Annotated in this window: 9 protein-coding genes; all 9 read right to left on the minus strand. The window is 67.5% G+C overall.

The genetic code is table 11. The annotated features are described in order from the left end of the window. Window positions 1-28: 28 nt before the first annotated feature. The 9 genes from X946_RS00910 to X946_RS00950 all read right to left on the minus strand — a co-directional run bounded on the left by X946_RS00910 (window position 29) and on the right by X946_RS00950 (window position 13,745). On the minus strand, window positions 29-1,708 hold the full coding sequence (locus X946_RS00910) for a SpoVR family protein (RefSeq protein WP_038743105.1): 1,680 nt from the start codon (window positions 1,706-1,708) through the stop codon (window positions 29-31). After that, window positions 1,708-2,973: a YeaH/YhbH family protein gene (locus X946_RS00915; protein WP_038743106.1), complete on the minus strand. Its 1,266-nt coding sequence runs from the start codon at window positions 2,971-2,973 to the stop codon at window positions 1,708-1,710. The genes X946_RS00910 and X946_RS00915 overlap by 1 nt, the downstream gene beginning before the upstream one ends. Window positions 2,974-3,096: 123 nt before the next feature. After that, the gene (locus X946_RS00920; RefSeq protein WP_038743107.1) at window positions 3,097-5,019 is read right to left on the minus strand and encodes a PrkA family serine protein kinase; all 1,923 of its coding nucleotides are present in this window, start codon (window positions 5,017-5,019) and stop codon (window positions 3,097-3,099) included. Between the two features lie 872 nt (window positions 5,020-5,891). After that, window positions 5,892-7,742, minus strand: coding sequence for a methyl-accepting chemotaxis protein (locus X946_RS00925; RefSeq protein ID WP_038743108.1), 1,851 nt, complete (start codon window positions 7,740-7,742; stop codon window positions 5,892-5,894). Between the two features lie 214 nt (window positions 7,743-7,956). Next, entirely contained in the window at window positions 7,957-8,919 is a 963-nt protein-coding gene (gene rbsK / locus X946_RS00930) for a ribokinase (protein ID WP_038743109.1), read from the minus strand. Next, entirely contained in the window at window positions 8,916-9,947 is a 1,032-nt protein-coding gene (locus tag X946_RS00935) for a LacI family DNA-binding transcriptional regulator (protein ID WP_038743110.1), read from the minus strand. The genes rbsK and X946_RS00935 overlap by 4 nt, the downstream gene beginning before the upstream one ends. A gap of 28 nt (window positions 9,948-9,975) precedes the next feature. Next, window positions 9,976-10,989, minus strand: coding sequence for an ABC transporter permease (locus X946_RS00940; RefSeq protein ID WP_038743111.1), 1,014 nt, complete (start codon window positions 10,987-10,989; stop codon window positions 9,976-9,978). A gap of 82 nt (window positions 10,990-11,071) precedes the next feature. Further along, on the minus strand, window positions 11,072-12,643 hold the full coding sequence (locus X946_RS00945) for a sugar ABC transporter ATP-binding protein (RefSeq protein ID WP_038743112.1): 1,572 nt from the start codon (window positions 12,641-12,643) through the stop codon (window positions 11,072-11,074). Window positions 12,644-12,782: 139 nt separating this feature from the next. Then, complete coding sequence (locus X946_RS00950; RefSeq protein ID WP_038743113.1) at window positions 12,783-13,745, minus strand: sugar ABC transporter substrate-binding protein; 963 nt, start codon at window positions 13,743-13,745, stop codon at window positions 12,783-12,785. Between the last annotated feature and the right edge of the window lie 601 nt (window positions 13,746-14,346).

Consider the following 14,346-nt stretch of genomic DNA (forward strand, 5'->3'; position numbering starts at 1 on the left):
CGCGGCGCGCGACGGGCGCGCCGCGCCGTCAGATCCGGATTTCCGGCGCCGTGTAGGGGCACTCGTAGCGCTTGCGTACCGTCCCCGTCTCGTCGACGCTCTCGAGGAACACGTCGAACTGCCAGAGCCGCGCCATGTGCTTGAGCACCTCCTCGCTGTCGTTGGACAGGTGACGGTTGTCGGTCATGAAATGGCGCAGCGTGAGGCTGCGGTCGCCGCGCGTATTGACCGACCACACCTGGATGTTCGGCTCCCGATGATGGATGTCGTACTGCCGCGACAGCGCCTGCCGCACGTACTGATAACCGGAGTCGTCATGGATCGCCGACACTTCGAGCGCATCGCGCATGTCGTCGTCGAGCACCGAGAACAGACGCATCTCGCGAATCAGATGCGGCGACAGATATTGCGCGATGAAGCTCTCGTCCTTGAAGTTGCGCATCGCATAGTGAAGCGCGGGCAGCCACGGGCTGCCCGCGAGCTCGGGAAACCACTTGTAGTCCTCCTCGGTCGGCGCCTCGCAGATCCGGCGGATGTCGCTCATCATCGAGAAGCCGAGCGCGTACGGATTGATCCCGCTGTAGTACGGCTTCATCACGGGCGGCTGGTAGATCACGTTGCTGTGCGAATGGAGGAACTCCATCATGAAGCCGTCCGCGAGCTTGCCCTGGTTGTACATCGTGTTGAGCAGCGTGTAATGCCAGAACGTCGCCCAGCCTTCGTTCATCACCTGCGTCTGCCGCTGCGGATAGAAGTACTGGCCGATCTTGCGCACGATCCGGATCACCTCGCGCTCCCACGGCTCGAGGAACGGCGCGTTCTTCTCCGCGAAGTACAGCAGGTTTTCCTGCGGCTCGGGCGGATAGCGTTCCTCCTGCTCCTCGGCGAGCTCGAGCTTTCTCGAGGGCAGCGTGCGCCACAGCTCGTTGACCTGCGACTGCAGGTACGCCTCGCGCTCGCGCCGCAGTTCGGATTCCTTCGCGAGCGACGGCTTCTGCGGACGCTTGTAGCGGTCGACGCCGTAGTTCATCAGCGCGTGGCACGAGTCGAGCAGTTCCTCGACGCGATCGAGCCCGTAGCGCTCCTCGCATTCGGCGACGTAGTTCTTCGCGTAGACGAGGTAATCGATGATCGCGTGCGCGTCGGTCCACAAGCGGAACAGGTAGTTGCCCTTGAAGAACGAGTTGTGCCCGTACGCCGCGTGCGCGATGACGAGCGCCTGCATCGTCATCGTGTTCTCTTCCATCAGATACGCGATGCACGGGTTCGAATTGATGACGATCTCGTACGCGAGCCCCATCTGCCCTCGCCGGTAGCTCTTCTCGGTCGACAGGAAGTGCTTGCCGAACGACCAGTGACGGTAGTTGACGGGCATGCCGACCGACGCGTACGCGTCCATCATCTGCTCGGCGCTGATCAGCTCGAGCTGGATCGGGTAGATGTCGAGCTCGTACTGCTCCGCGACCTGCGAGATGTGGGTGTCGTACTCCTCGATCAGCTCGAAGGTCCAGTCGGACGGACACGGCAGCGGTTTGCGGTCGGCAACGTTCATACGCGCTTCCTTGAGCCCGCTTGCGGGCGCTTCTGGGTGCTGCGCCGCCGCGTCGGGCGATGCGCCGCGCTCGTTCGCGGCGGGTTCCGACGCTTCGTCGCTCTTGCGGCGCGGCTCGTAGCCGCGCGCTTCGTTATGCAGGTGGCGAGTCGTCATCAGGATTCCACGTGCTTTTCAAAGAGTTCACGGAACACCGGATAAATGTCGGCAGCCGATTCCACTTTCTTCATCGCGAGATGCGGTTGCGACAGCGCCAGTTGCGCGTATTCGAGCCAGAGGTTCTGCTCTTCGGGCGTCACCTGGATGTACGCGAAATAACGCACCTTCGACAGGATGTCCTCGTCGAGGATCTTGCGGCACTTCGGCGAATCGTCGGTCCAGTTGTCGCCGTCCGACGCCTGCGCGCCGTAGATGTTCCACTCGGTCGGCGAATAGCGCTCGTCCATCACCTTGCGCATCAGCTCGAGCGCGCTCGACACGACCGTGCCGCCGCTTTCGGTCGAATGGAAGAACGTGTCCTCGTCGACTTCCTCCGCGCGCGTGTGATGGCGGATGAACACCACTTCGATGCGCTCGTAGTTGCGCTTGAGGAACAGGTACAGCAGGATGAAGAAGCGCTTCGCGAGATCCTTGCGCTGCTCGTCCATCGAGCCCGACACGTCCATCAGGCAAAACATCACCGCCTGGCTCGACGGCTGCGGCATCTTCACGCGGTTCACGTAGCGCAGATCGAACGGATCGATGAACGGAATGCGCCAGATGCGGCCCTTCAGGTGATGGATCTCCTCCTCGAGCTGCGCGATCTCGACGCGATGGTCGCCCGATTCTTCCTTCAGCGCGGCGAGCTTTTCCTCGAGCTCGCGCAGTTCGTTGACGAGCGGCGAGCCGAGCGCGATGCGCCGGCCGAGCGCGCTTCGCAGCGAGCGCACGACGTCGATGTTGTTCGGCGTGCCCTCCGCCGCCCAGCCCGCGCGGACGTTCTTCCAGCTCGGTACGGTCAGCAGGTGGGTCTTGACGAGGCGCGGCAGTTCGAGATCGTCGAAGAAGTACTGCATGAATTCCTCGCGGGACAGCTCGAACACGAAGTCGTCCTGACCTTCGCCCTCGTTGCTCGCCTGGCTGCCGCCGCCTCCGGCGCCGCCCGGCGGACGCGGGATCTTGTCGCCGCGCACGTAATCGGCGTTGCCCGGGTGCACGAGCTCGCGCCGGCCGCCCGGCCCGTGCCGGAACGTCGGCTCCGCGATGTCCTTGCGGGGAATCGTGATGCTCTGCGTGCTCTGGATGTCCTTGATGCTGCGATCGCGCACCGCGTCGGACACTGCACGACGAATGTAGTTCTTGACACGGCGCAGGAAGCGCTCGCGATTGGCAATGCTCTTGTTCTTGCCGGCCAGCCTGCGGTCGATGATTTGATGAAGCACACCCAGTCTCCCGCTCGAATGTCGATACGCCGGGACGCACGCCGCGCACGCGGGCTTGCCGCAATGCGGGCGACGTCTCTCAAGGTGCCCGTGCGCGGCCGCGCGGGCGTCGCGTTGCGCGCGTCATGACGACTTGCGCACGCGCAGATACCAGTCGCACAGGAGCCGAACCTGCTTCGGCGTATAGCCCTTCGCGACCATCCGGTTCACAAAGTCTTCGTGCTTGCGCTGCTCCTCCGCCGAGCCCTTCGCGTTGAACGAAATGACCGGCAACAATTCCTCCGTGTTCGAGAACATCTTCTTTTCGATCACGACGCGCAGCTTCTCGTAGCTGACCCACGCCGGGTTCTTGCCCCCGTTCGCGGCGCGCGCGCGCAACACGAAGTTCACGATCTCGTTGCGGAAATCCTTCGGATTGCTGATGCCCGCCGGCTTCTCGATCTTCTCGAGCTCGGCGTTGAGCGCCGCGCGGTCGAAGCTCTCGCCCGTGTCGTGATCGCGGAACTCCTGATCCTGTATCCAGAAATCCGCGTACGTGACGTAGCGGTCGAAGATGTTCTGGCCGTATTCCGAATACGACTCGAGATACGCGGTCTGGATCTCCTTGCCGATGAACTCCGCGTAGCGCGACGCGAGCAGATCCTTCACGAACGACAGATACTTCTGCTCGGTTTCAGGCGGGAACTGCTCGCGCTCGATCTGCTGTTCGAGCACGTACATCAGGTGCACCGGGTTCGCCGCGACTTCGGTCGAATCGAAGTTGAACACGCGCGACAGGATCTTGAACGCGAAGCGCGTGGACACGCCCGTCATCCCTTCGTCGACGCCCGCGTAGTCGCGATACTCCTGATACGACTTCGCCTTCGGATCGGTGTCCTTCAGATTCTCGCCGTCGTACACCTGCATCTTCGAAAAGAGACTCGAATTCTCCGGCTCGTGCAAACGCGTGAGCACCGAGAGCTGCGCCATCATCTTCAGCGTGCCGGGCGCACACACGGCCTCGGCGAGCGACGAGTTGCGGATCAGCTTCTCGTAGATCTTGATTTCCTCGGACACGCGCAGGCAGTACGGCACCTTGACGACGAAGATCCGGTCGAGCAACGCCTCGTTGTTGCGGTTGTTGCGGAACGCCTTCCATTCGGATTCGTTCGAATGCGCGAGGATGATGCCGTCGAACGGGATCGCGCCGAATCCTTCGGTGCCCTTGAAGTTGCCTTCCTGCGTGGCGGTCAGGAGCGGATGCAGCACCTTGATCGGCGCCTTGAACATTTCGACGAACTCGAGAAGGCCCTGGTTCGCGAGGCACAGGCCGCCCGAATAGCTGTACGCGTCGGCATCGTCCTGCGCGTATTGCTCGAGCTTGCGGATGTCGACCTTGCCGACGAGCGACGAGATGTCCTGATTGTTCTCGTCGCCGGGCTCGGTCTTCGCGATGCCGATCTGCCGCAGGATCGAAGGATAGCGGCGCACGACGCGGAAGCGCCGGATGTCGCCGTTGTACTCGTGCAGGCGCTTGACCGCCCACGGACTCAGGATGCTCTTCAGATAGCGGCGCGGTATGCCGTATTGCTCTTCGAGGATCGGACCGTCTTCGTCGTAGTCGAACAGGCCGAGCGGCGATTCGTTGACGGGCGAGCCCTTGAGCGCGTAGAACGGCACGCGCTCCATCAGTTGCTTCAGGCGCTCGGCGATCGACGACTTGCCGCCGCCCACCGGTCCGAGCAGGTAGAGGATCTGCTTCTTCTCCTCGAGCCCCTGCGCCGCGTGGCGGAAATAGGCGACCACCTGCTCGATCACCTCTTCCATCCCGTAAAACTCGCGGAACGCAGGGTACACCTTGATGACCTTGTTCGCGAAAATCCGCGACAGGCGCGGATCGTTGCGAGTGTCGATCTGTTCCGGCTCCCCGATGGCCGCCAGCATGCGTTCGCCGGCCGTGGCGTACGCCGATGGATCGTTCTTGCAGAGCGCGAGATACTCCTCTAGCGAGAACTCTTCTTCTCGCGTTTTTTCGAAGCGGTTCGCGAAGCTGCTATAAATATCCATGCTACCTCCTCGCCTGAGTCTGAAGACGATCTTGCCTTCGTATAGATCGTGTCGAAGCAGGACCGTTCGATTTCATCCTAAACCCATTTACTTTTTTTTTCACGAACTACTTCAACGGCCCCGTTGCAGTTCTCTGCATTGCGGAAAACGCTGCTTGGAAAGCACTTTCTGCTGCTCTAGAATGGTTCTCCCGCTTCGCGCCAACGCTGCATCGGCGCTCTCCATTCAGGCAGCGGATCGTCTCCTCCGTTGACGTTCCCGCACTCGCCGAACCACCTTCCCGCTTCTTTCCCTATACGCGCGACGCGTCGTCTGCGACGACATCGCAAACGCGCCGTTACAATTTTTTTGCGTTGCGCGCAACGGCGCGATGCCCCTGACGGCGATGAGGGCGATTGCTTGCGGCGCACGCGCGGCGGAAACGCGCGGCGCGCCGGCTGAGACGGCTGCCGAGCGCGCGCGACGAGTGCGTGTCGGTTACATGTACGTCGCCCGAGCGGGCACGTTCGCGGCGGAGGCAACGGCAATGCGGCCGCAGGGGATGTTTCCGTTCGGGATCTGTCCATATTCAGGACGTGCCTGTCTAGGACATGCCCGTCTGTCCAAGACGTGCGTGCCCAGCACGCGCCTGTTCCATGACGTGCCCGCCCAGGGCGCGCCCGTACGCGCGACGCGCGCTCGCGGCGATTTTCGAGATGGCGATGCCGCGCTCGTCGCGCGCCGAGCGCCCACGCATCGGAAAGCGCGCGCCGGCCACCGCGCGACGAACGTGTGAGCGGCTGTTTGCGATGCAAAAACGCCCGCTGGCGGCAAGCGCTGTCGTTCAGTCTAATTGGGGATAGATCGTTGTCCGATACGATCGCCATCCGATGTCAGAACGTCTCCCAATCGTCGCCGCTCGCCACGGCCGCCGCGGCGGCCGGCGCCGCGCGCGGCACGGGCACCGGCTTCGGCTTGGCGGCCGCGGCCGCGGCCGCATGCGCGGGCTTCGCGGGCGGCGCGGGCTTGGGCGCCGCCTGACTCGGCGCGACCGGCAACACAACGGGCGGCGCGACAGACGGCGCGCCGGCAGTCGCGCCCGAATGCGCGCCGCCCTGCGCCGGCGCAACCGCGCCCGCCGCCGCCCGGCGTGCCGCGCCGGCCGCGGGCCGCGCCTGCGAGGCGGCGTCGCGCGCATCGCCGTCGTCGACGCGAAACACCGAAACGGTCGCGCGCAGCCGCGCCGCCTGCTCGTCGAGCGATTGCGCGGCGGCCGCGGCCTCCTCGACGAGCGCCGCGTTCTGCTGCGTGACCTCGTCCATCTGTGACACCGCGCGCGACACCTGATCGATCCCGGTGCTCTGCTCCTCCGACGCCGCCGCGATCTCGCCCATGATGTCGGTCACGCGCCGCACCGCGCCGATCACCTCGCTCATCGTGCGCCCCGCCTCGTCGACGAGCGTCGAGCCCGTGCGCACGCGCTCGACCGACGTGTCGATCAGCTCCTTGATCTCCTTGGCGGCCGCCGACGAGCGCTGCGCGAGGCTGCGCACCTCGCCCGCGACGACCGCGAAGCCGCGCCCTTCCTCGCCCGCGCGCGCCGCCTCGACGGCCGCGTTCAGCGCAAGGATGTTGGTCTGGAACGCGATGCCCTCGATGATCGTGATGATGTCGGCGATCTTCGCGGAACTCTGGTTGATGTCGCCCATCGTGCCGACCACCTGGCCCACGACGGCATTGCCCTTGTTCGCGATCTCCGACGCGCTCGCGGCGAGCGTGCTCGCCTGCCGCGCGTTGTCCGCGTTGCGCCGCACCGTGCCCGTGAGCTCCTCCATGCTCGACGCCGTCTCCTCGAGCGCCGCCGCCTGCTGCTCGGTGCGCGAAGACAGGTCGATGTTGCCCGCCGCGATCTGCCGCGCCGCCGTCGCGATCGATTCGCTGCCGCCGCGCACCGAGCGCACGGTGTCCGCGACGCTCGCCTGCATCTTCGCGAGCCCTTCGAGCAGCAGCCCCATCTCGTCGCGCCGCGCGGCGACGATCGGGCGGCGCAGCTCGCCCGCCGCGATCGCGTCGAAATGGCCGAGCGCGTCGGCGAGCGGCCGCGCGATCGCCGCGCGCAGGCTCAGGAAGCAATAGACCGAGATTGCAAGGCCGAGCGCGAGCGCGGCGATGCTCGCGATTCGGCTCGTCGAATATACGCTTTGCGCGTCGTTGAAATTGATGCTCGCCCGCTTGATCTGGAATGCGCGCAACGCCTCGCTCGCGAGCGCGAAGTCGTTGAACACCACCTGCATCCGCTTTGCGGACTCGAGAATCTTGTCGCGATCGTTCGCGTTGATGACCCCGGCGAACCCGTCGAGCTCGCGCTGCAGGATCTGCCGCTTGGACGCGACGTCCTGCGCGAGGCGCGCCTCTTGCGCGTCGCGCGGCAGGTCGAGGTACTTCTTCCACCACGAATCGGAGATCCCGCGCATGCCGCGCGCGCGCTCGATCGCCTGCGCGGCGTCCGGCGTGCCGGCGAGAAGCGCCGCGCGGTCGAGCACGAGGCGCTCGCGGGCGGCGAACAGCTCGGCGCTCGCGACGTCGATCGCGCTCGGCAACTGGTTCGACGAGGTTTGCTCGTTCGCGTCGTTGGCCCGGCTCATCCCGAACAGGCCGAGCGCGCCGACGACGCACAGCAGGAGGGAAAGGAGCGTCATCGTGACGGCGAGGCGCGACCTGATCGTGATGTTCTTCAGCAGCATGGTTCTTCCTGTGACGCATCGTGAAGACGACGCAAGCCGCCCGCTCTGCGGCCCGCGACGACGAAACGTTTGCTTCGTCTCGCCTGTTTACGGCTTTCGACAGGAAGACTTGATCCGTGTGACGATTGATCCGAGGAAAATCCTGTTCTCCACGTGCATCGGCCCTATATTTTCTTTCTTTTTGCTGACGAAGACCGGTGTCGCGCGGCGCGTGTCACGCCGAGTCCGGCGCGAATGCGTCGAGCTCGGCGAGCGTCGGAATCGACGGCTGCGCGCCAGCGCGCGTGACCGACAGCGCCGCCGCGCGCTGCGCGAAGCGGATCGCGTCGTGCGGCGCGTCGCCCGCGGCGAGCCGGGCGGCGAAGCCGCCGATGAACGTGTCGCCCGCCGCCGTCGTGTCGACGGGCGCCACGCGCGGCGCCGGATAGTGGCGCGCCGCGCCGTCCGCCGTCAGCGCGAGCGCGCCCTGTGCGCCGAGCGTGACGATCACGTTGCGCGCGCCCGCCGCCGCGAGCGCGCGCGCCGCCGCCTCGGCGCCCGCCGGATCGCGCACCGGCAGCCCGGTCAGCGCGGCGGCCTCGACTTCGTTCGGAATCAGATAATCGACGAGCGGCAGCCAGTCCGCGGGCAGCGGCCCGACGGCGGGCGCCGGATTCAGCACGACCGTCTTGCCGAGCCGGCGGCCCGCGGCAAGCGCCGCGCGGACCGCATCCGCGGGCGTCTCGAGCTGGCAGATCAGCACATCGGCCGCGGCGAGCGCGGCTTCGTGCCCGGCGATCGACTCGGGCGTCACCTCGCCGTTGCTGCCCGCGACGATCACGATCGCGTTCTGGCTCGCGTCGTCGACGACGATGAGCGCAACGCCCGTCGTCGCCGTCTCGCTGGCCGACAGCGCGCCGCAATCGATGCCTTCGGCGACGAGCCCCGCGCGCAACGCGGCGCCGTGCTCGTCCGCGCCGACGCGGCCGAGCATCGCGACCCGCGCGCCGAGCCGCGCGGCCGCGACCGCCTGGTTGCCGCCCTTGCCGCCCGCCGCCTGCGCGAACGAGCGGCCGGCGAGCGTCTCGCCCGGCTGCGGCAGCCGCGGCGAGCGCACGACGAGATCCATGTTGAGGCTGCCGACGACCATCACCTTGCCGCCGCTCGCGGGCGCGGTCCGTTCGATTTCGGTCGTCATCCGCGATACCCGGCGTCGGCCGGCTCCACGTAGACGGTCGTCGATTCGCGCAGCACGAGGCGCGGCGACACGACGCGCCGGCGCTTCGGCGCGCCCGACGCGCCGCCGCTGATCCGCTCGATCAGCGTCTGCGCGGCCATTTCGCCCAGCGCGCGCACCGACTGGCCGACCGTCGACAGCGCCGGATACGTATAGCGCGACAGCTCGATGTCGTCGAAGCCGATGATCGAGCAATCGGCCGGCACGCGAATGCCGCGCTCGGCCGCCGCGCGCAGCGCGCCGAGCCCCATCAGGTCGTTGCCCGCGAAGATCGCGCTCGGGCGCACGGTGTCGAAGAGGCGCACGGCCGCGTGATAGCCGCCGATGCAGGAAAAGTCGCTCTCGGCGATCGCGCCCGGCACGATGTCGATGCCGCGCTCGGCCATCGCGCGAATGAAGCCGTGCACGCGCATCGCGCTCACCGCAGTCGACACGGCGCCCGTGATGCAGCCGATCTTCGCGTGGCCGAGCTCGAGCAGATGCCGCGTCGCGAGATACGCGCCGCGCTCGTGGTCGATCTGCACGAGATCGGCCGCGAGCCCCTCGATGTTCCGATCGACCACGACGAGCGGCTCGCGCGTGTCGGCGAGCGTGTGCGCGAGCACCGCGTCGTCGCCCGCCGACGCGATGATGAGCCCATCGATGCGCTTTTCCTGCAGCACGCGCAGGTAGTTGCGCTGCTTCTCGGGATCGTCGTCCGAGTTGCACAGGAACACGCAGTAGCCGGACAGCGCGCACTGGTCCTCGATGCCGCGCGCGAGCTCGGCGAAGTACGGGTTCGTGCTGTTCGGCACCACGAGGCCGATGGTGGCCGTCGAGCGCGCCTTCAGCGAGCGCGCCACGGCCGACGGCACGTAGTTCAGCTCGCGGATCGCCCGCTCGACCTTGGCCCGCACGTCGGCCGACACGGGCCGCGAATTGTTGACCACGTGCGATACCGTCGTGAACGACACGCCGGCGATGGCCGCCACATCCTTGATCGTCGCCATTCCCTTTCTCTCTGGTTCGTTGTTCTTGCTATCCCCGCGCGCGCCGGCTGCGATACGTGTCGAGCACGACGGCCACGACGATCACGGCGCCCGTGATGATGCGTTTGGTGGGCTCGTTCGCGCCGATCTGCGCGAGACCGGCCGCGAGCACGGAGATGATCAACACGCCGAAGAACGTGCTGACGACCGAGCCGCGACCGCCCATGAGGCTCGTGCCGCCGATCACGACGGCCGCGATCACCTGCAGCTCGAGGCCCGCGCCCGCGTTCGGATCGGCGGCTTCGAGCCGGGAGATCTGAAACAGCGCGGCGAGCCCGGCGAGCGCGCCCATCAGCGCGAAAACGATGATTTTATACGGGCGCGGGTTAACCCCGGCCAGTCGCACTGCTTCCTCGTTCGTGCCGATGCCGACGAGGTAGCGGCCGAACACAGTGCGCGCGAGCACGAATTGCGCGACGGCCATCACCGCGACCGCGATCAGGAACGCGGGCGAGATGCCGAGCGCGATCGGGTTCGACAGGAAGTCGAACGCGTCGCCGATGTAGGCGGTGCGCGAGTTGGTCAACTGGTATGCGACGCCGCGCGCCGCCTCGAGCACGCCGAGCGACACGATGAACGACGGAATCCGCCAGCCGACCGTGACGGCGCCCGTCAGCGTGCCCGTCGCGGCCGCCGCCGCGACGCCGGCGAGCGCGGCGAAGAGCGGCGGCCACTGCCAGCGCAGCGCGGCCACGCTCACGACCGACGCCGCGAGCGCGAGCACGGAGCCGACCGACAGATCGATGCCCGCGATGACGAGCACGAAGGTCATGCCGACCGACAGCACGACGAGGTCGGGAATCTGATTTGCGATCGTGCTGAAGGTGTCGTACGTGAGGAAGTGCGAGCTCAGCATCGAGAAGAGCGCGATCAGCGCGAGAAGCGCGAGCGCGAGCCCGATGTAGTTCGACAGGCCGAGCCGCACGCCGGCCGGCTTCGCCGCGACGCCGCCCGCCTGCCCGGGCCGGGCGCCGGCGTTTCGGTCGATGGATCGGTCGTTCATCGTGAATGTCCTGTGTGTTGCTGCTTCGATGAATTGAGGCGTGCGGTGTCGGCCGCGGGCCGGATCGGTCGCGCCAAGCGCGCTACGTGGCGGTTCGCGCGTCGCCGGGCGCGTGCAGCGCCGCGTCGCGGCGCGCGTAGCCGGCGAACGCGGCGGCGAGGAGCGCGTCCTGCGTCCACGCGCCGCGCTCGAACACGGCGTCCATCCGCCCCGCCGACATCACGCCGATCCGGTCGCAGATCAGCATCAGCTCGCGCAGGTCGCTCGACACGACGACGATCGCGCGGCCTTCGCGCGCGAGCGCGTCGAGCAGCGCGTAGATGTCGAACTTCGCGCCGACGTCGATCCCGCGGGTCGGTTCGTCGAACAGCAGCACGCTCATGTCGCGGCCGAGCCAGCGGCCGATCGCGACTTTCTGCTGATTGCCGCCCGACAGCTCCGACACCGGTTGCGCGGGGCCGCGCGCGCGAATCCGCAGTGCGTCGATTTGCCGCGCGGCGAGCGCCGTCTCGCGCGCGCCGTCGACGATGCCGCCGCGCGCGACGCGCGCGAGCTGCCCGAGCGACAGATTCGCCGCGATCGACTGCGGCAGCAGCAGCCCCTCGCCCTTGCGGTCCTCGCTGACGAGCGCGATGCCGTGCCGGACCGCGTCCGCGGGCGAGCCGATCGCGGCAGGCCGCGGCGGATCGCCTACCGACACGGTGCCGCCGTCCGCCTCGTCCGCGCCGTAGATGAGCCGCAGCAGCTCGGTGCGCCCGGCGCCGATCAGCCCGGAAATGCCGAAGATCTCGCCCGCGCGCACGTCGAACGACACCTCGCGCACCGCGTCGCCGCGCGACAGGCGCTCGACCTTCAAGCAAGGCGCGCCCGGCGTGCGCGCGCCATGCACCGCCTGCTCGGCGATCTCGCGCCCGGCCATCAGCGCGACGAGCCGCTCGGTCGGCTGCGCGTCGATCCGATCGACGTGCACGAGCCGGCCGTCGCGCAGCACGGCGACCCGCTCCGCGACCCGCGCGAGCTCCTCGAGCCGGTGCGAGATGTAGACGAGCGCGACGCCGTCCGCCTTCAGCCGCGCGATCTGGTCGAACAGCAGCTCGACTTCGCGCGCGGTCAGCATCGCGGTCGGCTCGTCGAGGATCAGCACGCGGCACTCGCCCGCGAGGCTTCGCGCGATCTCGACCAGTTGCTGATGGCCGATGCCGAGCGCGCCGACGGGCGTGTTAGGGTCGAGCGCGTCGAGCCCGACGCGCGCCATCGCCGCGCGCGCGTCGTCGGCGAGCCGCCGGCGGTCGATCACGCCGAACCGGTGCGGCAGGCGATCGAGAAACAGGTTTTCGGCGACGGTGAGCGTCGGAACGAGATTGAGCTCCTGCATCACCATCCGTACGCCGAGCGCCTCCGCGTGCGCGCGGCTCAGCGGCGCGTACGCCGCGCCCGCGAGCCGCATCGCGCCCGCCGTCGGCGCGACGAGCCCGGCCACGATCTTCGACAGCGTGCTCTTGCCCGCGCCGTTCTCGCCCGTCAGCGCGAGCGCCTCGCCCGCGTGCAGCGCGAGCGACACGTCGGCGAGCACGGGCTCGGCATAGGTCTTGCCGATGCCCGTCACGACGAGCGTCGGCGCGTCGGGCATCGAATCTGGGTCGGTCGAATCCATCGCGATCCTGATGAAATACGGTTGTCGCGATCCGCGCAGCCGCGCGGACGGGGACGCGAGGCGGCCGGGGTCACGCTCTGACCGGATAACGGCCGCGCCGCGGCGATCTTGAGCGGCGAGCCGAAGCCGCCGCGCCGGGTCAAGGCTTCGTCACGAGATCGACCGGGGTCGCGACGATGCCCGTCATGTCGGCCTGCTTGCGGTGCTCGGCGAGCGCCTTCAACGCAGTATCGATGCCGAACACGGCCTGCTTCGCCGCGTACTGGTCGGCGGTCGCGAGCACGCGGCCGCCCCGGAGCATCGGCTTGATCGCGTTGATGTTGTCGTAGCCGACCACGTACACCTTGCCCTGGCGACCCGCCGCGCGCACCGCGGACACGGCGCCGATCGCCATGTTGTCGTTGCCGCAGAGGAGCGCCTTCAGGTTCGGGTATTCGTTGAGCATCGCGGAGGCGACCGCATTGCCCTTGTCGATCTCCCATTCGCCCGACTGGACCGACACGACCTTCGCGCCCGCCGCCTTCATCGCGTCCTGGAAGCCAGCGGTGCGCTGCTGCGCGTTGGTCGTCGTCGGCACGCCCTCGACGATGCCGACCTGGTCGCCCGCCTTCAGCCGCTTCGCGAGGTAGTCGCCGACCATCCGCGCGCCCTTGCGGTTGTCCGGGCCGACGAACGGCACGTTCAGGCTCTTCGACTTGAGCACGTCCGGATCGAGCCGGTTGTCGATGTTGACGACGATGATGCCCGCGTCGACGGCCTTCTTGACGACGGGCACGAGCGCCTTCGAATCGGCGGGCGCGAGCACGATCGCGTCGACCTTCGACACGATCATCTGCTCGACGATGCGGATCTGGCTCGCGGTGTCGGTTTCGTCCTTGATGCCGTTCGTGACGAGATCGAACTGGCTCGCGTTGTGTTTCTGGTATTCCTTCGCGCCGTTCTCCATCGTGAGAAAGAACTCGTTGGCGAGCGACTTCATCACGAGGGCGACCTTCGGCTTGTGCGCGGTCTGCGCCCGGGCGGCCGAGAACGGTCCGGCGGCGGCGACGGCGACGCAAACGGCCGCGGCGGCTAGCACGCGGCGGCGGAGGCTGACATCCATGCGACTCTCCTGGCAGTGGTTGTTGTCCCGGGCGGACCGAGTGTCGTTTTGACGACGAGCAAACGTTTGCGCGAACCGGCCCGACACGACGTTTCAACGATCTGCGCCACGAAGGGGATACGACGGAAGTGACTGCCTGCGTATGGTCGGCCGCGCAAACTGCGCATCCCGGTCCTTTTTCTTGATATCGGGAGCGCCTATCGTCAGCTTTTTCTGCGCGTTACGCAACGCCGATTCGGGCAATTAAGGGTTTGTTCGGAGAAAACGGCCGGAAAAACGACCGACGGCGCGATACGGCGCGGCGCGGTGCGCGAGAGGCCAGCGAGAATGCGGGCCCGGCGCAGAACGAAAGCGCGACGCCGGATCGGCGCAATCGAAACGTGCCGCGTGCGCGGGGCGGCGAGCGCGCCGCCGTCTCGCGTGCGGCCGAATGGTCGAATGGTCGAAGGCCGGCCAGCCGGCCGCGGCGATGCGTTCTGCGCATTTCGCGCGCAGGCCGCGTGTGCTGTCGGCGCACGACGAAGGAACGACGCGCGCCGAACGCGCCGTAGCGAACGCACGCAACCCAACCGTTACGCGGCGATCGGGCGGCGAGCTGGAG

The organism is Burkholderia sp. ABCPW 111, assembly GCF_000773065.1.
GTDB classification, from domain to species: Bacteria; Pseudomonadota; Gammaproteobacteria; order Burkholderiales; family Burkholderiaceae; genus Burkholderia; species Burkholderia savannae.